Source organism: Actinomadura fibrosa, from assembly GCF_900659615.1.
GTDB lineage: Bacteria > Actinomycetota > Actinomycetes > Streptosporangiales > Streptosporangiaceae > Spirillospora > Spirillospora fibrosa.
Genome location: NZ_CAACUY010000156.1, coordinates 1 through 21337, shown reverse-complemented (window position 1 = coordinate 21337; position 21337 = coordinate 1). Strand labels below are relative to the sequence as shown.

Annotated in this window: 22 protein-coding genes; 12 read left to right on the top strand and 10 right to left on the bottom strand. The window is 74.5% G+C overall.

Annotated features, from left to right (window positions below; all coding sequences use genetic code 11):
• On the bottom strand, window positions 1-461 hold a 461-nt coding region (locus tag E1300_RS50505), incomplete at its 3' end, for a hypothetical protein (RefSeq protein WP_165503124.1).
• 282 nt (window positions 462-743) lie between these two features.
• Here E1300_RS50505 and E1300_RS34385 point away from each other — a divergent pair.
• The 4 genes from E1300_RS34385 to E1300_RS34370 all read left to right on the top strand — a co-directional run bounded on the left by E1300_RS34385 (window position 744) and on the right by E1300_RS34370 (window position 4056).
• The gene (locus tag E1300_RS34385) at window positions 744-1727 is read left to right on the top strand and encodes a hypothetical protein (RefSeq protein WP_131761282.1); all 984 of its coding nucleotides are present in this window, start codon (window positions 744-746) and stop codon (window positions 1725-1727) included.
• Window positions 1728-1847: 120 nt separating this feature from the next.
• Window positions 1848-2933 (top strand): lysylphosphatidylglycerol synthase transmembrane domain-containing protein, encoded by a 1086-nt coding sequence (locus tag E1300_RS34380; protein WP_131761281.1) that lies wholly within the window; start codon window positions 1848-1850, stop codon window positions 2931-2933.
• An 82-nt stretch (window positions 2934-3015) separates the two neighbouring features.
• A complete protein-coding gene (locus E1300_RS34375; protein ID WP_131761280.1) occupies window positions 3016-3510 on the top strand; it encodes a DUF1269 domain-containing protein in 495 nt (164 codons plus the stop codon).
• Between the two features lie 78 nt (window positions 3511-3588).
• Complete coding sequence (locus E1300_RS34370) at window positions 3589-4056, top strand: DUF7144 family membrane protein (RefSeq protein WP_131761279.1); 468 nt, start codon at window positions 3589-3591, stop codon at window positions 4054-4056.
• A gap of 63 nt (window positions 4057-4119) precedes the next feature.
• On the opposite strand, the gene E1300_RS34365 is transcribed toward E1300_RS34370, so the two are convergent.
• The 4 genes from E1300_RS34365 to E1300_RS34350 all read right to left on the bottom strand — a co-directional run bounded on the left by E1300_RS34365 (window position 4120) and on the right by E1300_RS34350 (window position 8255).
• On the bottom strand, window positions 4120-6252 hold the full coding sequence (locus tag E1300_RS34365; RefSeq protein ID WP_131761278.1) for an alkaline phosphatase family protein: 2133 nt from the start codon (window positions 6250-6252) through the stop codon (window positions 4120-4122).
• Window positions 6240-6995 (bottom strand): MBL fold metallo-hydrolase, encoded by a 756-nt coding sequence (locus E1300_RS34360; RefSeq protein WP_131761277.1) that lies wholly within the window; start codon window positions 6993-6995, stop codon window positions 6240-6242. Before E1300_RS34360 ends, E1300_RS34365 begins: the two co-directional genes overlap by 13 nt.
• Before the next feature lie 329 nt (window positions 6996-7324).
• The gene (locus E1300_RS34355; RefSeq protein WP_131761276.1) at window positions 7325-7873 is read right to left on the bottom strand and encodes a hypothetical protein; all 549 of its coding nucleotides are present in this window, start codon (window positions 7871-7873) and stop codon (window positions 7325-7327) included.
• Window positions 7874-7994: 121 nt separating this feature from the next.
• Window positions 7995-8255, bottom strand: a complete 261-nt coding sequence (locus E1300_RS34350) for a DUF8691 family protein (RefSeq protein WP_131761275.1) — start codon at window positions 8253-8255, stop codon at window positions 7995-7997.
• Between the two features lie 154 nt (window positions 8256-8409).
• Here E1300_RS34350 and E1300_RS34345 point away from each other — a divergent pair, with 154 nt between their 5' ends.
• Window positions 8410-8892 (top strand): DUF1269 domain-containing protein, encoded by a 483-nt coding sequence (locus E1300_RS34345; protein ID WP_131761274.1) that lies wholly within the window; start codon window positions 8410-8412, stop codon window positions 8890-8892.
• A gap of 36 nt (window positions 8893-8928) precedes the next feature.
• Here the strand turns inward: E1300_RS34345 and E1300_RS34340 are convergent, their stop codons facing one another.
• Window positions 8929-10518, bottom strand: a complete 1590-nt coding sequence (locus E1300_RS34340) for a hypothetical protein (protein WP_207400113.1) — start codon at window positions 10516-10518, stop codon at window positions 8929-8931.
• Between the two features lie 134 nt (window positions 10519-10652).
• On the opposite strand from E1300_RS34340, the gene E1300_RS34335 reads away from it, so the two are divergent.
• Together E1300_RS34335 and E1300_RS34330 are read left to right on the top strand one after the other, a co-directional pair.
• Window positions 10653-11543: a M48 family metallopeptidase gene (locus tag E1300_RS34335; protein WP_131761273.1), complete on the top strand. Its 891-nt coding sequence runs from the start codon at window positions 10653-10655 to the stop codon at window positions 11541-11543.
• A 16-nt stretch (window positions 11544-11559) separates the two neighbouring features.
• Entirely contained in the window at window positions 11560-13422 is a 1863-nt protein-coding gene (locus tag E1300_RS34330; RefSeq protein ID WP_131761272.1) for a glycoside hydrolase family 15 protein, read from the top strand.
• Here E1300_RS34330 and E1300_RS34325 read toward each other — a convergent pair.
• From E1300_RS34325 to E1300_RS34315, 3 genes are all read right to left on the bottom strand, one after another.
• Window positions 13349-13867 (bottom strand): potassium channel family protein, encoded by a 519-nt coding sequence (locus E1300_RS34325; RefSeq protein WP_207400112.1) that lies wholly within the window; start codon window positions 13865-13867, stop codon window positions 13349-13351. The genes E1300_RS34330 and E1300_RS34325 overlap by 74 nt on opposite strands.
• A 122-nt stretch (window positions 13868-13989) precedes the next feature.
• The gene (locus E1300_RS34320; RefSeq protein WP_131761271.1) at window positions 13990-15441 is read right to left on the bottom strand and encodes an MFS transporter; all 1452 of its coding nucleotides are present in this window, start codon (window positions 15439-15441) and stop codon (window positions 13990-13992) included.
• Between the two features lie 25 nt (window positions 15442-15466).
• Entirely contained in the window at window positions 15467-16063 is a 597-nt protein-coding gene (locus E1300_RS34315) for a DUF6069 family protein (protein WP_207400111.1), read from the bottom strand.
• 3 nt (window positions 16064-16066) lie between these two features.
• On the opposite strand from E1300_RS34315, the gene E1300_RS53585 reads away from it, so the two are divergent.
• The 4 genes from E1300_RS53585 (at window position 16067) to E1300_RS34300 (ending at window position 17997) form a co-directional block, all read left to right on the top strand.
• Complete coding sequence (locus E1300_RS53585) at window positions 16067-16189, top strand: hypothetical protein (protein ID WP_278045407.1); 123 nt, start codon at window positions 16067-16069, stop codon at window positions 16187-16189.
• A 2-nt stretch (window positions 16190-16191) separates the two neighbouring features.
• Window positions 16192-16644 (top strand): DUF7144 family membrane protein, encoded by a 453-nt coding sequence (locus E1300_RS34310; protein ID WP_131761270.1) that lies wholly within the window; start codon window positions 16192-16194, stop codon window positions 16642-16644.
• A gap of 101 nt (window positions 16645-16745) precedes the next feature.
• Window positions 16746-17198 (top strand): DUF7144 family membrane protein, encoded by a 453-nt coding sequence (locus E1300_RS34305; RefSeq protein WP_131761269.1) that lies wholly within the window; start codon window positions 16746-16748, stop codon window positions 17196-17198.
• Between the two features lie 133 nt (window positions 17199-17331).
• A complete protein-coding gene (locus E1300_RS34300; RefSeq protein ID WP_131761268.1) occupies window positions 17332-17997 on the top strand; it encodes a GAP family protein in 666 nt (221 codons plus the stop codon).
• On the opposite strand, the gene E1300_RS34295 is transcribed toward E1300_RS34300, so the two are convergent.
• Window positions 17960-19786, bottom strand: a complete 1827-nt coding sequence (locus E1300_RS34295; protein ID WP_131761267.1) for an HAD family hydrolase — start codon at window positions 19784-19786, stop codon at window positions 17960-17962. The genes E1300_RS34300 and E1300_RS34295 overlap by 38 nt on opposite strands.
• A 280-nt stretch (window positions 19787-20066) precedes the next feature.
• Between E1300_RS34295 and E1300_RS34290 the strand changes: the two genes are divergently transcribed.
• A partial coding sequence (locus E1300_RS34290) for a winged helix-turn-helix domain-containing protein (protein ID WP_165503123.1) occupies window positions 20067-21337 on the top strand: 1271 nt, incomplete at its 3' end.

Here is a 21337-nt window from a genome sequence, read left to right as displayed (position 1 = left end):
TCGCGCTGGCCCGCCGCCAGCAGGTCGCGGATCACCATGCCGTCGCGGTCGCGGTGCCTCCGGTCGGCGAGGCCCATCTCGTGGTCGAGTTCCAGTTGCTCGCGCAGGGCCGATTCGTGCAGGCGGCCCACCAGGGCCGCGCGCTGAGCGGCGGCCTGGTCGCGTCGCAGGGCCGCCGTCAGCAGCTCGTCCAGGAGCCGGTCATCGGCTGCGGCGTCGTCGTCGGCGCGGTCGGCCGCGGTGTCGCGTTCGTCGGCGGCCCGGTCGCGTTCGGCGGCGACACGGTCCCGCGCGTCGGCGGCCCGGTCGCGCTCGGCGCCGGGAGGCGGGGGTACCGCCATACGCTCGCGGAGCAGGGTCGCCAGCTCGGCGGCCCGCGCGGCCGCGGGATCCTCGCCGTGCCGGCCCGCCAGGTCGTCCAGCAGGTCCGCGAGTGCGGTGGTCTCGTGCTGATCCAGCATCGTGCTGTCCCACTTCCCGGTCGCCCGGCATCCGTTCACGGACACGGCCGGCGGCGAGGCGGTCACGGGAATGCGACCTGCCGGCACGCCGCCCCGTCCTGGGGTCCCTTCCATTGAACCCCGCGACCCGGCCGCACCGCCATGGCCGCGCGCGACGACCCGGATCGGGTCCCGAATGGCGCCGGCGCCGCCGCGCCCGTTCTCATCCGGTCCGGGTGAGGCCGCGAAGGAGGCGCTCGGTGACACTGGCCCGGTCGAGTGCGGGAAGGAAGCGGTGTCACGATGTCGGTCGGCTCTCTCGCCGGTGTCCGGCAGCGGTGGGTCGCCTGTGACGGGCCGGTGGTGCCGCTGGCCGGACGTGGGCCGCGCCGGTGGCGGGACGTCGTGACGAACCGGGGGCGGGTCGTGGCGGTGACCTGGTCGGACGATGCGGACCCGGTGGATCTCGGCTCCTTCCGGGACGCGGTCGAGGGAGTCGAGCGATGCGCGGTTCCGGGCGTGCGGGTCGAGCACGCGCTGTGGACGGACGGGTCGCGGCTGGACGATGCGTGGTGCCGGTGTCTCGGCGAGCGGGACGTCCTGGTCGGGCTCTCGGCGGACGGCGTCGTGAGCGATGACCGCCGCGGCCGCGCGGCCGCCCGCCGCCGCATGGCCGACGCCGTCCGGCTGCTGCGCCGGCACGGTGTGGCCTGCGTCATCGTGTGCGCCGTGCACGCGGGGAACGCGGGCCGGCCGCTGGACGCCTACCGGTACTTCCGGGACGAGCTCGGTGTCGGGCATGTCCAGTTCCTGCCGGTCGTGGAACGTGTCGGCGAGGGCCCGCGCGTCGGCCGTGCCGGTGTCTCCGAACGGACCGTCCGGCCGGAGCAGTGGGCGGCGTTCCTTGTGGCGGTGTTCGACGAGTGGGTGCGCCGCGATGTCGGCCGTCAGTTCGTCCAGGTCTTCGAGGAGGCGCTGGGGGCGTGGGTGGCGGCCGGACGGCGTCCGCGCGCGGTGAGGGCGGGGGCGGAGCGGCTGCCGCTGTACTGCCGCTGCTGCCCGGTGCTGTTCGCGTGCGGGGGCGGGCGGCCCGGCGACCGCTTCGTCGAGTCGCCGGACGGGGAGTCCGGCCTGGACTACCTGTGCGCGGGCTACCGGGAGTTCTTCGACCACGTCGGCCAGCCCATGCGGGTCATGGCCGCGCTGGTCCGCGGCGGCCGCGACGCCGCGGAGATCATGAAGGTCATCGCGCGGTACGAGCGGGAGCGGCCGGCCCCGGCCGGATGAGCGGAGCGCGGCGGCGCATCACCCGTTGCGGACGATGCGGCCGCGCCGCCGGCGCAGTGCGCTGGACGTCGCGGGAGCCGGGGCGCGGGGCCCCGGCCGCACGAGTTCGGGAGGCGCGCCATGGCCGACGGGCCGGTCACGCCCGCGGAGCTCCTGGACGCGAAGAAGGCGTCGCCGGTGCAGGTCCTCGTGCGGCTGGCGCTCACCCTCGTGCTGCTCTACCTGATCTTCGGTGTGCTGATCCCGGGGTTCGCGAGCTACTCCGACATCTGGGCGTCGATCAAGCGGCTGGACGCCGCGGGTTTCGCCGTCCTGGTGTGCCTGACCGGCCTGGTCGAGACGCTGAAGTCGCTGTCGCCCGTCGTGCTGGTGGACGGGCTCGGGCTGCGCCGGTCCTTCCTCGCGCAGGAGACCTCGGCGATGGTGTCCTACACCGTGCCGGGGCCGTCGGGCACGGCGATGCGCTACGTCACCTACCGGCGCTACGGGCTCGGCACCGACGACTTCGGCCGGTCGACCGTCGTCACCAGCCTCTGGGACACCGCGACCGTCCTGCTGATGCCGTGCCTGGCGATCGGTCTCCTGTCGGCGCAGGCCGACGTCCCCGGGCGCGTCGTCTGGCTCACGCTGATCGCGCTGGCCGCCACCGTCACCGGGATCGTCGTCGTCGCGCTGATCCTGCGCAGCGAGCGGTTCGCCCGCGGCTTCGGCGAACGCCTCGGCCGGTTCGTCAACTGGGCCCGCGGCGTGGTGCGCCGGCCCAAGCCGCAGGACTACGCCGACATGGTGGCCGGGTTCCGCGGCGACCTCCGCGACTCGCTGCGGCGCCACTGGCGCGGGATGACGGCGGTCATCCTCGCCAAGGAGCTCGTCGTCTACCTCGTTCTGCTCGTCTCGCTGCGCTCGGTGGGCGCCGGGCGGGGCCTGCTGACCGCCGTCGAGGTCTTCGCCGTCTACGCGGTGGTCAAGGTCGCGACCATGGTCCAGATCACGCCCGGCGGCGTCGGCATCACCGAGACGCTGTACATCTCCGCGCTGCTCTGGGCCTCCGGCGGGGCGGGCGAGGACGCGATCGTGGGCGGCGTCTTCGTCTTCCGGATGTTCACCTACCTCGGGCCGATCCTGCTCGGCCTGGTGTGCTGGCCGGTCCTCGGGCGCGTCGTGCGGGGACGTCCCGCGCGGCCGGGGGTCATCCGTCGCGGGTGATGCCCGCCCGCGTCCGGCCGTGTTCCCTGGACGACGTTCCTGGACGACGCAGTGGACCGAGAGCAGGAAGGCGGGATGGACCATGGCGGATCTGATCGCTATCGGCTATCCGGACGAGGCGACGGCGGCGGACGCCGAGCGGGAGGTGCAGCGGCTGACGGGCGAGCTCATCATCCAGCCCGACGCGGTCGCGGTGATCTCGCGGGACCGCGAGGGCAAGTTCCATGTCAGCACGAACCACCACGCGGTCGGCGGCGGCGCGATGTGGGGCATGTTCTGGGGCATGCTGTTCGGCATGCTCTTCTTCGTGCCGTTCTTCGGCATGGCGCTCGGCGCGGGGATGGGCGCGCTGATGGGCAGGATCGAGAAGTCGGGCATCGACAAGACGTTCCAGAGGCAGGTCAGGGACATGCTCCAGCCGGGCACGTCCGCGCTGTTCCTGGTCGTCGAGAAGGTCACGCCGGACAAGGCCGTCGCCGCGCTGAGCAAGTACGGCGGCACGGTGCTCAAGTCCTCGCTGTCCAAGGACACCGAAGAGGCGCTGCAAGAGGCGCTGCACGGGCAGCCGGCGAGCTGACCGGGCGACCGGCCCCGCCCTTCCGCCCGGGACGTGCCGCCGTCCCGGGGAGGGCGGCGGCCGGGGGAGGAGAACGCCATGCCACAGTCGCACGCGCCGACCCGGGCGCGGCGGGGAAGGGCCGCCGGCACGGGCCGGTCGGGCCGCTCCGCCGGCTGGACCGCGGGGCTCGCCGCCTTCGGCGGCATCATGGTGCTGCTCAACGGCTTCTTGCAGGTCATGACGGGTTTCGTGGCGCTTCTGGACGGCGACTTCTACGTCGTCGCGCCGCACTACCCCTATGACCTCGACACGACCGCCTGGGGCTGGACGCAGGTGGTGGTGGGCCTGCTGCTGGCGGCCACCGGTTTCGCCGCGCTCGCCGGGATCCTCTGGGCCAGGATCGCCGTCATCGCCACCGCCGCCGTCAGCGCGGTGGCCGCCTTCCTGTTCATTCCCTACCAGCCGGTCTGGTCGGTCATCGTCATCATCGCGGACGTCCTGGTGATCTGGGCGATGTGCGGTTACACGCGGGCGATCGCCGAGCGGCACTCCGAACGCTTCTGAGATCTGTCCCGTCCGCTCGCGATCACTACCGGTCGGGCGCCGGGGCGTCCCGGCGCTCCCGTCTCACGGAGCGGCGTCCCGCAGCCCGGCCTCGTTCAGCCACGTGACGAGCTGGCGGTGGACGGCGCCGGCGCCGTCCAGGTCGCCGGAGACCGTCCAGTCCGCGGGGTGGACGAGCACCGCCCGGCCCTGCCAGCCGCCGAGGCCGCCGTGGCAGCCGACCAGCTCCTCGAACGCCGCGACCTCGGCGCCGGCCGCGTCCACCCGGCTGTTGACGACGATGTCGGCGACGTGGGGGAGCGCATCGTACCGCCGGAGGTCGGCCGCGGCGTGCGGCCCGAAGCGGGCCAGCGGGTCGTCGCCCTCGACCGGGTCGCCGTCCACCGCGCCGTCCGGTGCGGGGCCGCCGCCGAGCTCACGACGCCCGTCCGCGCCCAGCACGACGGCGGCGCCCGACCGAGACCGGACCAGCACGAACCCGATGCCCGGGTGCCGGGCGAGGCCGGAGAGCAGGCGCGGGTACAGCGCCTCGATCTCCTCAGCCGTGAGCCGTCCGGGACGGCGCGGGAAGTAGATCGTCCCGAGGTTGCCGGAGGCGAGCACGACCACCTCGGGACGCCCGTCCGCCGCGGCGGCCGGGACCCGGCGCTCGTGCCGGCGCAGCACGCCTCTGCCGACTCTGCCGGTCACGGTCGGCTCCTCGCCCACCTCGGCGAGCAGGGTGCCGACCCGGCCCCACTGCTCACCGCTCCCGTCGGACGGTCCGGCGGGCACGCGCGGTGCGGCCGCGCCGTCCCGGCCGCCGTCCATCAGGTCCCGGACGAGCTCCTCCAGCGTCATGCCGTAACGCTGCCGGAAGGTGGCGCCCTGGCTCTGGCCGTGGTCGGACAGCACGACGAAGCGGTAAGGGCGCGGCGTGCCCGCGGCGACGAGCTCCAGCGTGCCGAGCACGCGGTCGATGCCCTCCAGCGAGGCCAGGGACTCCGGGCGGGTCGGCCCGGCGTGGTGCGCGATCTCGTCGTAGTCGACGAAGTCGCAGTAGACGGCCGGGGCGCCGCGCATCATGTGCTCGGCGACGAGCGTCATGTTGAGGTCCCGGAGCAGCACGTTCGTCACGCCGCGCAGCGCGACGTAGGCGGCGGCCCGGCGGACGCGCGGCTCCATCCCGCGGACGCGCTGCCGGCGCGCCTGGTACATCTCCTTGACCATCTCCGCGGTGGTGAGCACCAGCGAGCGGGTGAGCCCGTACGGGTCGACGACGTAGGCGCTGATCTCGCGGGCCCGGCCGGCGTCCCGCCGCCCGGCGCTCGCGGTGCTCATCGTGAGCCGGCTGGTCGGCGCGTCGCCCGAGAAGACGTTGCCGACGCTCACCCCGCCGTCGGCGAGCAGCCCGCGGCCGTCGGACAGCCGCGCCTCGACGAACGCGCTGTCCTTCGGGTGGTTGGTCACGACGAGGCGGCCGGTGTCCTTCTCGTACCAGCGGAACGCGGGCACCTGGGCGGCGCCGTGCAGCAGCCCGGCCTGGCTCGCCGGGGTGGTCGCGGGAAGCCCGACGTGCCATTCGGCCGCCCGGTGGCTCCCGGACCGGATCCACCGGCCGAGCGTCGGCAGGTTCCCCGACCGCAGGGACCACTCCAGCACCGGGGCGGACAGCCCGTCGATCTGGATCATCACCACGCCCGGCGCCGTGCCGGTCGCGGTCGCGGTCCCGCGGGCGCCGCGCGTGGTCCGCAGCAGGTGGCCGAGCACCGCGGTGCCGTCCCCGGCGGTGACGGCCCAGAGCCCGGCGCTGACGACCGCCGAGTAGATCCATGAGGCCAGGAACGCGGACCCGAACCCGTCCACGTCGATGCCCGGGGTGAGCGCCAGCGCCGCGAAGACCAGGAGGGCCTGCCCGAGCAGCCAGCCGCACACCACCCCCGCCCAGCCGATCGTCCCGGCGAGGGCGGCGAGCAGCGGCCGCAGCGGTGCGGCGACCAGCCCGAGCAGGACGGCGGCGAGGAGGACGTCCCAGCCGGCGTCCGCGGAGATCCCGGGGAGCACCGCGATCGTGAGGGCGAGGGCCGCCCAGTCGAGCAGCAGGACGAGCAGGACGAGACCCGGCCGGATCGCGAGCGTCCGCGGCCGCCGCGCGGGGGAGCGGCTCTCCGGAGTGAGGGTCTCCGGCCGTCCGGACGCCGGTGTCACGCGTGCCATGTCATCCCTCCGCCCGGTGGCAGGACGCGCACCTCGGTGCGGAGCCGGCGCGCGCGGACGGCGGCGGCGAAGTCGTGGCCCGGCCTGCGCAGCCGGTTCCGGAAGAACGGCGCCAGCCCGTACGGGAAGAACGTGCCCCAGTGGACCGGGACGGCGACGCGGGGTCGCAGCCGGGCGACGGCTTCGGCGGCCGCGTGCGGATCGAGGTGCCCGTCGCCGAGGTTCGGCCCCCAGCCCCAGACCGGGACGAGGGCGAGGTCGAGGCGCGGGCACAGGTCCCGCATCCCGTCGAAGAGGCCGGTGTCGCCCGCGAAGTACGCGGCGGCGTCCGCCGTGGTGACGAGGTAGCCGACGGCGCCCGCGCCGGGACCGAAGGGACGGCGCCTTCCGTCGTGCACCGCGGGGGCCGCCGTGACCCGGACCGGGCCGGCGGTGTGCGACTCGCCGGGCCGCAGCGCGACGACCCGGCCGAACCCGTGCGCCCGGAGGAAGCGGTCGCCGCCCGGCGGCGCGATGATCATGGGGTCGGCCTCCAGTGCGGCCAGCGACGGCAGGTCGCAGTGGTCGTGGTGCAGGTGCGAGATCAGGACGACGTCCGCGGCGGCGCACGCCTCGCGCGGGACCGGGGGGACGACCCGGCGGAGGAAGGCGACCCGGTCCCGCAGGACCGGGTCGGTCAGCACGCGGACACCGCCGACGTCGAGGAGCGCGGTCGCGTGTCCCAGGTAGGTCAGCGAAGCCATCCGTTCTCCTGGCCGTCGGCGCCGGGCCCGGCCGGTGGGCGCCCCCACCGGCCGGACCCAGCCGCGAACGGTCGATCCGTCGTCGGCGCCGTCGTAGGCGCTGTCGTAGGCGCTGTCGTCGTCGCCGTGGTCAGCGTCGCCGTCAGCGCCGTGGTCCGGCGCCGTGGTCGGCGCCGCCGTCAGTGCCGTCGACGGGGCCGTGGTCAGGGGTCGTCGTCAGCGTCGCCGGGACACCCGGCGCGCGGTCCGCCGCGAAGTGCGGCGCGCGACCCTGCGGGCTCCGAACATGTCCGCCTCCCTCCTGTTCCGGTACCGCGTGCCGCCGCCTGTCAGCGGCGGACGCTCCTGGAGGTCTCCAGCGCGTGCAGCCGCTGCGCCTCCTCGGCCGAGTGGAGCCCGATGGCGACCAGGTCCAGCGGGCTGATGAACCCGTCGCTGATGCGGAACCCGTTCGCGCGCGCGATCGCGTCCCGCAGCGGCACCGCCCAGTGGTGCTCGATCAGCAGCAGCGCGGCGGCGGAGTCGGCGGGGATGTCGCCGAGCACGTCCCAGGCGTCCTCGCCCTCGGGGAAGAGGTGCACGCCCTCCGCGGTCTGCTCGGCGCCCGCGATCGCGCCGGTCACCATCCCCTCCTCGCCCTCGATGCCGAGGCCGATGAGAGCGCCGACCTTGCTGCCGAACTCGATGGCCTCCTCCTTCGTCAGGTTGCTGAGGTGCTCGACCTCCAGCTCGCCCTGCTTGTCCTTGTAGACGGCCAGCGCGTCGATCACGCGCACCGTGTCGCTCTGCCTGAGCCGCTCCAGCTCGGCGATGACCTCCCCCTGGAAGTGGGGGGAGTCGAATCCCAGGACGATCAGTTGCACCGGTCCGACGGCCATGGGCGTCCACTCCTTTCCGCGTGCGGCGGTCCGGCGGGGCCGGGCCTCGTCCGGGCACGGTCTCGCGGACGGGAGCGGCGGGCATCACCCGCCGTGGATGAGAGCCGGACCGGGCGGGGGCTCAGGCCGGCTCCGGCGGTGTCCCGGGGGCGGGGGGCAGCCGCCGGACCTCCACCAGCTCGAATCCGAGGGCTTGGATCCGCTCCAGGATCCCGTACAGCGCCGCCTGGTCCAGGTCCTCGCCGTGGAGGACGGTCTCGACCGGTTTCACCGTGATGCTGAGCCCCTCGAAGGCGAGACGGTGCGAGCCGCCGACGCGGCCCTTGACCCTGATCTCGTAGTCCCGGGACTCCCGGGGGAGTCCCTCGCCCGGCTCCGGCACGTCGTTCGCGCCTCCTCGATGGTCCGTCCCAGAGCACACGCCGCCACGGGCGCCGCCGCATCATCCGGGCCGGGTGATGCCCGGCCCGCCCGCGACCGGATTCCATGAGGCCGCCACGGACTCGGTAATCGTGACGCGGAAAGGCGGAACGGACATGGCGGAGCTCATTGCGATCGGGTACCCGGACGAGACGACGGCGGCGGAGGCCGAGCGCGAGGTCCAGCGGCTCAGGGGCGATCTGGTCATCCAGGCGGACGCGGTGGCGGTCATCTCCCGCGACCGGGAAGGCAAGTTCCATGTCAGCACCAGCCACCACGCGGTGGGCGGCGGCACGATGTGGGGCATGTTCTGGGGGCTGCTCTTCGGGATGCTGTTCTTCGTGCCGTTCTTCGGGATGGCGCTCGGCGCGGGCATGGGCGCCCTGATGGGCAGGATCGAGAACTCGGGCATCGACAAGGGATTCCAGCGGCAGGTGCGCGACATGCTCCAGCCGGGCACCTCGGCGCTGTTCATGGTGATCGAGAAGGTGACGCCCGACAAGGCCGTGGCCGCTCTCAGCGGGTTCGGCGGGACCGTCCTCAAGTCGTCGCTGTCCGCCGACACCGAGAAGAAGCTGCAGGAGGCCCTGCACGGGTAGGGGCGTCCGGCGGAAGACCGGGGTCCCGTCGCTTCCTCACCCCGCCCTCCCACTGGGGACGGGAGCGGCGGGGCCTCGGCGCGCGAGCAGGGTCACCGCGGCCTCGTAGGCGGCGAGGACGGCGAGGATCACCAGGAACGCCGTCCAGGACGCGACCAGCAGCGCGGCGACGGCCGCGAGCACGACGCCCGCGACGCGCAGCGGGTCCAGGTGGCGCGCGGCCTGCTCGGCGAGCCGCTCGCTCGTCGCCGCGGAGCGGGCGCCGGAGGCGGTGGCGCGGGCCCCGCGCACGGCCGACCGGCGGAGCAGGACGGGCAGCCGGCCCGGTCCCGCCAGGTAGGCGAGGACGGCGACGGCGATGCCGCACCACAGGAGCTGGTCGCCGCGCTCGCGGGGCGTCGTGAAGATCTCGTGGACGGCCACGGAGGCGGCCTGCCGGTAGAGCCCGTCGGGAACGCGCTCCAGCATCCGGTCCCTGACCGCGTGGAGCACCGCCTCCAGGGCGACGGTGCTGACGGCGACCGCGACGCCGAACTGGAGCAGGGTCCGCCGGCGTCCGGGCGAGACGGCCAGCGCCAGCCCGAGGCAGAGCAGCGTGCCGAGGACGAGCAGGACCAGGCCGCGCTTGAACAGCACGACGGCGTGCTGGAAGCCGCTGAGGTCGGCGTCGTGGTAGACGGTGATCTGCGCGAAGTCGGCGGGCAGCGTGACGCCGAGCGCGGTCTGGATCCGCTCCCGCAGGTCCGGCGGGATCTGCCCGGACGACAGTGTCGGAAGCTGGAGCTGCTTGCCGAACAGCGTCGGCAGCTCGTTCGACACGGTGACCAGGACGTCGTTGACGATCGGCAGCAGGTTCAGCGTCACCGTGCCGTCCTGGACCGTGACCGTCTCGCTCTTCCCCTCGACGATCGCGGTGAGCTGGGCGTGCGCGAACCTGTTCGCCTGCTCCCAGAGCGCGGCGAACTGCGGGGTGCCCATGAACTTCTGGACCCGCTCGCGGAAGTAGTCCTGGACGGCGCCGGACACCGGCCCGGCCAGGAACGCGGCCTTGGGCGGCAGCGCGTCGGTGAGCCGGCGCTGGACGTCCAGGTTCGCGAAGACCTGGTCGGTCAGGTACGTCGCCATCGCCGCGTTGACCTCGGGATGCTCGGGCAGCGGCGCGACGGTCGCGACCCACCGGTCGGTCTTCAGCGTCGTCCGGGCGCCCCACACCCCGACGACGGAGGCCACGAGGCCGAACCCGGCGAGGGCGACCAGGACGGCCGCGAGCGCCCGCCGCAACCCGGGGAGCAGCGGGCGCACGGGCGCGCCCCTCCGTGCGGTGAGCTCCGCGCGCAGAGCGGCCACCTCCGCGCGGAGCCGCCGCAACTCCTCGCCATCGGACCCGGACCCCGACGCGGCCGCGTCGGGGTCCGGGTCAGCCGCGGGCTCGGCCTCGTTCGCACCGACCTTGGGCGCGTCGGGCGCGGCCCTGGGCACGTCCGCGCCGGTCTTTGGGACGTCGGGCACGTTCGCTCCGGCCTTCGGCACGTCGGACGCCGCCTTGGGCACCTCCGCGCCGACTTCGCTCAGGTCGTGCGCCTCGGTGTCGGACGCGCCGTCCGGGCGCCGGTCCACATCGCTCATCGCGGGCCTCCCCGCTCAGGGGTCACGCCGGAATCGTCGGATCGCGGAACCGTCCGCTCCATCACCCCGAGGGGGTGAGGAGGACGGGACCGCTGGACGGGACCCTGGAGCGGAAGCCATGCGAGGAGACCGACATGTCCCACCAAGGGCAGGTACCGCCGTCCGAGCGGACGGGACGGACCGGCGCCGGCGCGGTGCGCCGGCCCGGGCCGCGACGGGCCCCGACCGTACGGCGTACCCGGGGCGAGCTGCCCTTCTACGTCTTCATGGTGGTCCTCAACGTGCTCATCATCGTGGGGATCCTCCAGGCGGCCGTGCTGCTGCCGTTCCTGCCGGACAAGGTGGCGGACTCGGCGTGGGCGGACGCGATCCGCGGCGCCCTCGTCGGGCTGCTGCTCCTCGTCCCGGCGCTGGTCGTCGTGCGCGAGGTCCAGCGGGCCAAGGTGCGCGGGACGGCCGTGCAGCTGTCCCGGCGGCAGTTCCCGGACCTGTACGAGACCGCCGACGAGTTCGCCGCCCGGCTGGGGCTCCGCAGGCGCCCGGACCTCTTCCTCGCCAACGGCAACGGGGCGCTGAACGCCTTCGCCGCCCAGGCGACCGGCCATGACTACGTCGTGCTGTCGAACGAGCTGTTCGCCAACCTCGTCAAGAACAACCGGGAGGGGCTGCGGTTCATCCTCGGGCACGAGATGGGGCACATCAAGCTGAACCACGTCGACCTCTGGTACCAGCTCTCGGTCGCCTACTCGGAGCGCATCCCGGTCCTCGGCCCGACGCTGTCGCGGCTCCGCGAGTACTCGTGCGACCGCTTCGGCGCGCACGTGTCCCCGGGCGGGGCGACCGGCCTCGTCGTCCTGGCGTCGGGCCGCCACACCGAGACCGACGTCGACGTCCCGGAACTGGTCGCGCAGGGGCGCGCCCTGCGCGGCTTCTGGGTGTGGCTGGCGCAGTTGCCGCTGTCGCACCCCTTCACCGTGCGGCGCCTCGAACGGCTGGTCGGGCTGGACCTGCTGCACCGGCCCTGAACTGAGGAGGATGGTCATGGACGCGTATCCGGCGATCGAGGCGCACGGGCTGATCGGCGATCTCCAGACCGCGGCGCTCGTCGCGGACGACGGGACGGTCGACTGGTTCTGCGCGCCGCGGTTCGACTCGCCGAGCCTGTTCGCGTCCCTGCTCGACCGGGAGCGCGGCGGCCGGTTCCGCATCGCGCCGGACGGCGGGGACCACGTCCGCAGGCAGCTCTACCTGCCGGGAACGGCCGTCCTGATCACGCGGTTCATGTCCGCGGAGGGCGTCGGCGAGGTCATCGACTTCATGCCGGTGCGGGACGGCGCCGCCACGGACCGGCACCTGCTGGTCCGGGTGGTCCGGGTCGTCCGCGGGCGGATGCGGTTCGCCGTCGAGTGCCGGCCCGCGTTCGACTACGGGCGGCAGGAGCACAAGGCGGAGATCACCGACGACGGCGTCGCGTTCCGCGGCGACTCGGCGGCCCTGAACCTGTCGATCGTGCGGGCGCTGGGCGCGCACGGCGACGAGGGCGCGCGGCTGCGCGAGGACGGGCGCGGCGGCGTCCGGGCGGTCGTGACGGCGTCGGCGGGCGAGGCCGGGGGAGTGGTGCTGGAGACGGCGCCGGACGGTCCGCCGGCCCGGTGGACGCGGGACGCGGTGCTCGCCGCGCTGGAGGAGACGCGCGACTTCTGGCGCGGCTGGGTCGGCCGGTCCACCTACCGCGGCCGGTGGCGGGAGATGGTCGAGCGGTCGGCGATCGCGCTCAAGCTGATGACGTACGCGCCGACCGGCGCGCTGGTCGCGGCGCCGACGGCGGGCCTCCCCGAGCAGGTCGGCGGCGAGCGCAACTGGGACTACCGGTTCACGTGGGTGCGCGACGCGTCGTTCTCGGTGCGCGCGCTGCTCGGGCTCGGCTTCGTGGACGAGGCGGAGGCGTTCCTGACATGGCTCGGGCACCGCGTCCGCGAGGCGGGGGAGCGGTCGTCCCCCTTGCAGATCATGTACCGGATCGACGGGTCGGGCGACCTCGCCGAGGAGGAGCTCGGCCACCTGGACGGCTACCTCGGGTCGCGGCCGGTCCGCGTCGGGAACGGTGCCGCGACGCAGGTCCAGCTCGACATCTACGGTGAGGCGCTCGACGCCGTCCATCTCGCGGACGCGCACGGGCTCGGCGTCCCGCACGACGGCTGGACGCACCTGCGCGGCATCGTCGACTGGCTGACCGGGCACTGGGACCAGCGGGACGCGGGGCTGTGGGAGACCCGCGGCGGGCCGGAGCACTTCGTCTACGGCCGGCTCATATCCTGGGTCGCGTTCGACCGGGCGATCCGGCTGGCGCGGAGCCGGGGGCTGCCCGCCGACCTCGCGCGCTGGACGGCCGCGCGCGACGCCGTCTACGAGCAGGTGATGGAGCGCGGCTGGAACGCCGGGCGCGGGGCGTTCGTCCAGCACTACGGCGGCCGTGTGCTGGACGCGTCGCTGCTGTACATGCCGACCGTCGGTTTCATCGCGCCGCGGGACCCGCGATGGGTCTCGACGCTCCGGGCGATGGACGAGGAGCTGGTCTCGGACAGCCTCGTCTACCGGTACGACCCGGCCGCCTCACCCGACGGGCTCCGCGGGTCCGAGGGGACGTTCTCGATCTGCACGTTCTGGTACGTCAACGCCCTCGCCCGCTCGGGCCGCCTGGACGACGCGCGCCTGACGTTCGAGAAGATGCTCACCTACAGCAACCACCTCGGCCTCTACTCGGAGGAGATCGGGCCGACCGGGCGGCAGCTCGGGAACTTCCCGCAGGCGTTCAGCCACCTGGCGCTGATCACGGCGGCGGTGGACCTGGACCGCCAGCTCGATCGCGCGTCCTCCGGTCGAGGCCCTGCCGCACCGCGTTGAGCAGGATGCGGGCGGCGAGCCCGAAGATCAGCAGGTTGCCGAGCATCTGGACCATCGTCAGGACGCGGGCGGCCTCGGTGCGCGGGGTGATGTCCCCGAACCCCACCGACGAGAACACCGTGACGGTGAAGTACAGGGCGTCGGTCCGGCTGAGCCGCTCGGAGAACGCGCCCGGCGTGCCCTGGTCCATCAGGCGGTAGGCCAGGGAGAACAGCAGCAGGAACACCGGCAGTGACATGCCGAGGGCCTCGACCGCGCGCAGCCTCGGGTGCTGCGCGCGGATGATGGAGCGGGCGTACCAGGCGATGACCCCGCCGAGCGCGACGAGGGAGGCGCCGAGGACGAACGCGGTGGCGGTCGTGAAGCCCCGGTCGAGCGGTGCCGCGTAGTACGCCGTGACCAGGCACGCCGCGGTCAGGACGGGGCGCACCACCGCGCGCGTCACCGCACGCCGGTGGACGCGCCCGGCGCGCCCGGCATGCCCGACGTGCGTGGCTTGCCCGGTGTGCGTGGGATCGTCCCGGCCGGAACCCGCGTCCGGCGCGTCCGGTCCTGCGCGGTCGGGGCTCACGGCGCCGCGGCGGGTTCCGCGGCGGGCGTCCCGGCCGGCGTGCGCGGCAGGAGCAGCGCGAGGACCCAGCCGATCGCCGTGATCACCGTGAGGGTGACCAGCGCCAGCGCGAACGGATGGTCGCCGGGCTTCGACGCGGCGACCAGGACCGAGCCGGCCAGCGCGGTGCCGAGCGACGAGCCGAGGTTCGACACGCTGCGCGACAGGCCCGAGATGTCGCCCTGCTCGGCGTCCGGGAAGCTCGACTGCACGACGTTCACCGAGGCCGTCAGCATGATCCCGACGCCGGTGCCGATGAGGAACAGCCCCGGCGCGAAGCCGAGGACGCCCGAGTCCTCCCTGGCCAGCGCGAGCAGCAGGGCGAATCCCACGATCGTCCCTCCGAACCCGGCCCGGATCAGCCGCCGTTGCGAGTGCCGCCCCGCCATCCGCCCCGCCGCCGCGGACGCGAGCAGGATGCCGGCGGTGGCGGGCGTCAGCATGAGCCCCGTCTGGACGGCGTTGTACCCCTTCGCCTCCTGGAGGAAGACCGAGATGACGAAGAACGACCCCTGCATGGTCAGCCATTGGATGTGCTGCGTGCCGAGGCCCAGGTTCGAGGTCCTGTTCCGCAGCAGCCCGATGGAGAACAGCGGGTCCTTGCCCGCCCTCTCCCTGGACGCGATGTGCAGGAAGAACCAGAGGAGGATCAGCGCGCCGATGCCCACGAGGATCCACACGGGCGAGACGCCGCCCTTGGGGATGACCTCGGTTCCGCCGATCTCGAACGCCTTCCGCGAGGCGCCCCAGCCGTACGTCCCGGACTGGAGGACGCCGAGCACCACGAACATCATCCCGGCCGCGGACAGGACCGCGCCGGCCAGGTCGAAGCGCGGCCTCCGCTCGGGCGGCGGCGGCTCCTCGATCCGGCGGGCGGCGAAGAGGATCCACCCGACGGCGAGGACCTGCGCGAGGAACGAGGCGCGCCAGCCGATCGCGCTCGTGATGAGGCCGCCGACCAGCGGGCCCGCGGCCGCGCCGAGCCCGCCGGCCCCGCTCACCACGCCGAAGTACTTCGCCCGTTCGCGGACGTCGTCGAACGCCACCGTGATGAGGATGTAGATCGGCGGGATGAGCAGCGCCGAGCCGACGCCCTCCAGCCCCGAGTAGCCGACGGTCAGCACGCCGAGGCCGGGCGCGAGCGCGGCCAGCAGGGCGCCCGCCCCGTAGATCGCGAGGCCCAGGAGGAAGCACCTGCGGCGGCCCCAGATGTCGGTCAGCTTGCTGCCGGCGATCATCAGCGACGCCATCGTGAGGGTGAACAGGGTGATCGTCGTCTGGATGCCGATGACGGTCGTGCCGAGGTCGTCGGCGATGGTGCCGATGGCCACGTTCATGTTCGTGGCGGCGTAGCTCGCGACGAACTGCGCGAACGCCAGCGGCGCGACGATCGTCCGCGCCACGTTCATGAGGCCTCCCCCTCCGGCGTCCCGCTCACGCGGGCCCGCGCCCGCCGGACCGGAGCGCCCCGTACGCGCTCCTCGGGAGCAGCGTCAGGATGGTCAGGCCGATGCAGAGGTTGATTAGGCCGGTCGCGACCTGGCTCGCGATGTCGGCGCCGGTCGTGAACGGCGTGACGGCGAAGACCAGCGTCACCAGGCCGACGACCCAGGAGAAGAAGCTGAGCGGCTGCGGCGTCAGGAGCGCGAGGATCTGGAGGATCAGCGTGGCGACCAGCGCCCCGATCCCGGCCATCAGCACGTACACGCCGGTGGTGGTGTCGCCGATCGTCCCCTCGCGCTCCGGGGCGAGCAGCTCGATGCCGAACACGCCGCGGGCGATGAGCACGCCGAGGAAGGCCATCAGGGCGGCGATCGCCGCGGTCGCGAGCCCGCCGCCCCACAGCCGGGCCGCGTCCACCCCGGGCGGACGCGGAGGCCGCCGGGACGCGCGCGGATCCGGCCGGTACGGGTCGGCCCCGTACGGATCCGGCTCGTACGGGCCTGCCCCGTACGGGGCAGGCCCCTGCTCGTAGGGCGCCGCCCCCTGCTCGTAGGGGCGCGGCTCCCGCTCGTACGAAGGTCCCGTCATGACATGGTCCTCTCGCTCAGCAGCGAGCGTCCGCGCCGCCGCGGGCGCGCGGCTCATCCGCTGCGGGTGATTCCGCCGGGCCGCCGCCGGACGATGCTGGCGGTCCGCCGCTGGGAGGTGCTGTGACCATGGCCGCTGACCGGTCCCCCGAGTTCCCGCCCGTGGGCTCCGCCCCGCCGCGCCGGGCCGTCACCGACGGCGAGACCGTCGCCGCCGGGTTCGCGATGTTCGCGGGCGTCATGATGATGACGGCCGGGATCCTCCAGGCCCTGGCCGGCTTCTCCGTGCTCGTCCGCGACGCCTTCGGCACCGGCGCGCCGCACTACGCCTTCGGCTGGGACCCCGCCGTGTGGGGGTGGGTGCACCTCGTCGCGGGCGCCGTGGTGGCGGTCGCCGCCTGGGGCGTCTTCGCCGCCCGGCCGTGGGCCCGCGCGGCGGGGATCGCCGTGGCCGGGATCAGCGCGATCTCGAACTTCATGGCCCTCCCGCACTACCCCTTCTGGTCCCTGCTCGTCATCGCCTTCGACGTGGCGGTGATCTGGGCGCTCGCCCTGTACGAGCGGCCCGGCGAGGACGGATGACGGGGGCCGCCGCGGCGGTATCTCATCCGCAGCGGGTGACCCCGGGGCGCGTCCGTCCCGCGATGCTCGAAGGGCTGGCCGTACCGAATGGGAGGTACCACATGTCTGAGCAGGTCTCCGCGCGGCGGGAAGGCCCCGGTTCGGCTGCGGAGCCGGAGCGGGTGAGCTCCTGGGCCGTCGGCTTCGCGATCTTCGGCGGCATCATGCTGGTGCTCATCGGCACCTTCCAGGCGATCCAGGGCCTGGCCGCCATCCTGGAGGACAAGTTCTACGTCGTCGCGCCGCACTACACCTACGAGATCGACGTGACGGCCTGGGGCTGGATCCATCTGCTGCTGGGCATCCTCGCGGTGGTCGCCGGGTTCGTGGTGTTCTCGGGCCGGGTGTGGGCCCGGGCCATCGGCATCGCGTTCGCGGTGGTCAACGCGATCAGCCAGTTCCTGTTCCTGCCCTACTACCCCGTCTGGGGGCTCACGATGATCGCGCTGGACGTCGCGGTGATCTGGGCCCTGTGCGTCTACGGGCGGCGGGCCGCCGAGCAGTCCGGCTACTAGGGCGTGTCAGGAAGCCGACCGCCCCGGGCGGGCTCCGGCGCCCGCCACGCGTGAAGGCCGGTCGCGCCCGCGGGCGTGGGCGGCCTCACCGCGTCGCCGTAGGACATCCGCATGGTCGCCGTAGGACATCCACATGCGACTTGAGGCGCTGCTCGTGCTGGCGTTGCTGGCCCTGGTCCTCGCCCTGCGGCCGGTTCCGGTCCTCGCCGCCGTGCTCCTCGCGGGAGCCGAGCGGGGGAGGAGCAAGGCGGTGGCCTTCCTCGCCGGCTGGACGGCCGTCCTGACCGTCGTCGGGGCGGTGGCCGCGACCGTCATCCCCGGGCACCACGGCGCGTCGCGGCGCGGAGCGGCCGCGTACGCCTGGGCCGACCTGTCGCTGGGCGCGGCCATCGCCGCCTACTCGGCGTGGCGGTGGCACCGCCGCCGGAGGTCCGGCGAGCCGGAGCCGATCCCGGCGTGGGTCGGGCGCATCGACGCGATCCCGCCGGTCCTGGCCTTCGGGCTGGGCGTCGTCATGCCGAGCTACCTGGTGGTCGCCGCCGCCGTCAACCAGATGCTGGAGACGGGCTGGAGCGGCGCGGGGCTGACGGTCATGATCCTGCTGTTCGTCGCCGTGTCGTCCGCCGGGGTGGCGATGCCCGTGGCCGTGCCGCTGCTCAGGCCGGACGGGGCGGACGTCATCGACGGGCGGCTGCGGCCCTGGCTCCTGGCGAACCGCCGTCCGCTGATGTACCTCATGAGCGGGACGGTCGCCGCCGTGCTCATGGTGAAGGGGCTCGTGGGCCTGCTCCTCGGCTGAGCCGGGGCTCGGGGGCGCGGAGCCGCCGGACGAGCGCGGCGAGCGCGCACGCGGGCCGGACGCAGGCCGCGCCGGCGAGCGAGACGGCCAGCGCGGACAGCACGAGACGCGGATGCGGCCCTTCCGCGCACGCGGACGGCGCCGCCAGGGCCAGGACGGCGGCCGCGAGGCTCAGGATGATGGCGGCCAGCGCACCGGAGATGACCGCGGCGATGATGCCGAGCACGGTCCTGGCCTCGCCTATCGCGGCCACGGCCGCCGCGAACCCGTTGTTGACGAGCAGCGGCGTCGCGCCGTCCGCACCCCGGGCCGTCCCGGGGCGGTCGGGCCGCTCCACGAGCGTCACGACCTGGCCGCGGTGCCGCAGCGCCCTGACGACGAGGGCCTCCTCCGCGGGGGTGAGGTGGGCGAAGACCGTCGCGCGCGCCACCGCCCGCGGCAGGCCGTGCGGATCGCAGGCGGCCAGGCCGGCGCCCGTCATCGCGGCCCCGCCGTCGAGCCCGACCCAGGCGGCGGCGGTGGCCGCGGCGTCGGTCCCGTCCGCCGCGAAGAGCTTGACCGGGAGGCTCGCGTCCTGGCAGGTCAGCACCGCGTCGGCGGAGTCGGGCCGGGGCGGGTCGTGCATGGCCTGGAGGCCGAGGAACTCCAGCCGGGCGATGTCCCGCTCGGTGGGGCGGCCCGGTCCCGCGCCGCCGTGGGCGCGGGCGAAGGCGAGCACGCGCGACCCGCGGCGTTCGAGCGCGCCGGCCGCCCGCAGCACGGCCTCCCGGTCGAGGGCCCGCACGCGGCCGGTGTGGTCCAGCTCGGACTCGCACAGGTACAGGACCCGCTCGACGGAGCCCTTCACGTAGATCACCTCCTCGTCCGTCCCGGCGATCCGGTGGACGGTCGCCATGTAGCGGCGGTCGGCGGTGAAGGGCAGCGTCCCCCGGCGGTGCAGGCGCGTCCGGAGGCCCAGCCTGGCGGCGCTCACCACGAGGGCGCCGTCGGCGGGGTCACCGGCGACCGACATCCGGCCGCCCGCCTCGACGAGGCGCGCGTCGTTGCAGTTGAGGCCCGCGCGGACGCATTCGTCCAGCGCGAGGTTCTCGCCCGGCCGGACGGTCCGCCCGCCCGCGCGCACCTCACCCGCGGGTGAGGCGCCGGTCGCCGTGGACAGGTACGCGCTCCCCCCGGCGACGAGGGTCGTGACGGTGAACTCGTCCCGGGTGAGCACGCCTGTCGTGCGCGTGCACACGACCGTCGTGGCCCCGACCGCCTCGACGGCGTCGAACCGCCGGACGGCGGCGTTGCACCGCGCCATCCGGACCGTTCCGAGGGCGAGGAGGGCCGCGGTCGCGGCGGGCAGCTCCAGCGGGACGGCCGCCAGCGCGAGCGCCGCGGCCACGTGCGCGCGGTCCACGGGGTGCCCGCCCGCCGGCGTCAGGACGTAAAGGATCGTCGCGAGTGCCAGCAGGCCCAGCGCGGCGCCGGTGCAGGACCTGGCGACGGCGGTGGTGAGCGGCGTCGGTGCGGCCGGCCCGGCTCCCGCGGTCGCGAGCGCGCGGGCGGTCCTGCGTTCGAGGGCGCGCATCACCGCGATCTTCGGGGCGAGGACGCCGGTGACCAGGCCGGCGAGCACGGGCTCCCCGGCGAGGGCCGCCGTGGTGCCGGCGACGACGGCACAGCCGCAGAGCGTCCCGACGCGGGGCCGGGAGGGGCCGGACAGCGCCGCCGGGCGGCCGCGGGCGGCCGGGGACCGGGGCCGGCCGGGGCCGTCCCTCCCGTGCGAGGTGCCGTTGCCGAGCATGACGTGATCCCTGCGACCGATGCCGTCCGATCCCTTCAATGTCGGCCGGACATCGACGTCCAACAAGGGGGCGCTCGTCGCGATCTGTCTCTCTTTTACGCCGATCTCACCCGGGTGAGATCGAGGCGGAGGGTGATGCGCCCTCACCCGGACGACGGGGAGAAAGTGCCCAGGGAGGACAAAACCGAACAGAGAAACATCGGCGAAGACCCCGCTCGGGCCGGGGACCACATCTCTGGCGAGGAGAGGTGCCGCCATGCCTGCGGACCCTGCACGAGGCGTGACAGCGGAACCGGTGCACCGGACCGGGCCACCGCCGATCCTGAAGGCCAAGCTCGGCCGGCCGGTGCTGCCGCACTGGGTGATAGCGAGGGACGAGCTGAGCGCCCGGTTCGAGGACGGCGTCCGCGGGCCGCTCACCGTCGTCACCGGCCCTCCGGGCGCGGGCAAGACCGTCGCCGCGGCCGCCTGGGCGGCGGGAAGGGCGGGCGGGCCGGTCGCCTGGATCTCGCTGGAGAGCGCCGACCACGAACCGGAGACCTTCTGGGAGCACGTGCTGGCGGCCTTGGAGACCGCCGGGATCGCCGGCCTCCCCGCATCGGAGCGCCCCTTCCAGGGCGAGGTCCTCCGCGCCGGCCTGGCGGCGGCGCTGGCCGAGCGGTCGTCGCCGGCGGTGCTCGTCCTCGACGACTTCCACCCGCCCGCGGGCTCGTGCCTGGCCGGCGATCTGGACCGCGTCCTCAGGGACGCGTGGCCGGGGCTGCGGCTCGTCCTGATCTCGCGGACCGACCCGCCGCTGCCGCTGCACCGCCATCGCCTGGCGGGCGCGCTCACCGAGATCCGCAGCGACGCCCTGGCGTTCGGCGAGCGGGAGGTCCGCGGTCTGCTCGCCCATCACGGGGTGGCGCTGACGGCGGGATCGGTACGGGCCCTGCGGCGGCGCACCGAGGGATGGGCGGCCGGCCTGCGGCTCGCCGCCATGTCGATGGAGGGGCATCCGGACCCCGACGCGTTCGCGGCGGCGTTCGCCGGCGACGACCGCGCCGTCGTCGACTACCTCATGGCGGAGGTCCTGGACGCCCAGCCGCGCGGCATCCGCCGCCTCCTGCTCACGCTCGGCGTCCTCGACCGCTTCAACGCGGAGCTGGCCGCGGAGCTCGCCGGCCCCTGCGAGGGCCGCCTGTTCGCCGCGCTGGTCAGGCAGAACGCGTTCGTCCTGCCGCTCGGGCACGGCTGGTACCGCTACCACCACGTGTTCGGCGCGGCCCTGCACCTGACCCTGTGCCACGAGGACCCGGTCGAGGCGTCCCGCCTGCACCGCCGCGTCGCGGACTGGTACGACCGCCACGGGCGCGTCGAGGACGCCGTCCGGCACGCGCTGCTGGCCGCGGACTGGCCGTACGCCTGCCGGCTCATCGTGGGCGGGCTCGCGATCGGGCGGCTGCTCGGCCTCGCGGGCCCCGGCCCGCTCGGCGCGCTGCCCGAGGACGCCGCCTCCCGCGCGCTGGCGGGCACCGTCGGAGCGGAGCAGGTCGTCGTCGCCGCCGCGCT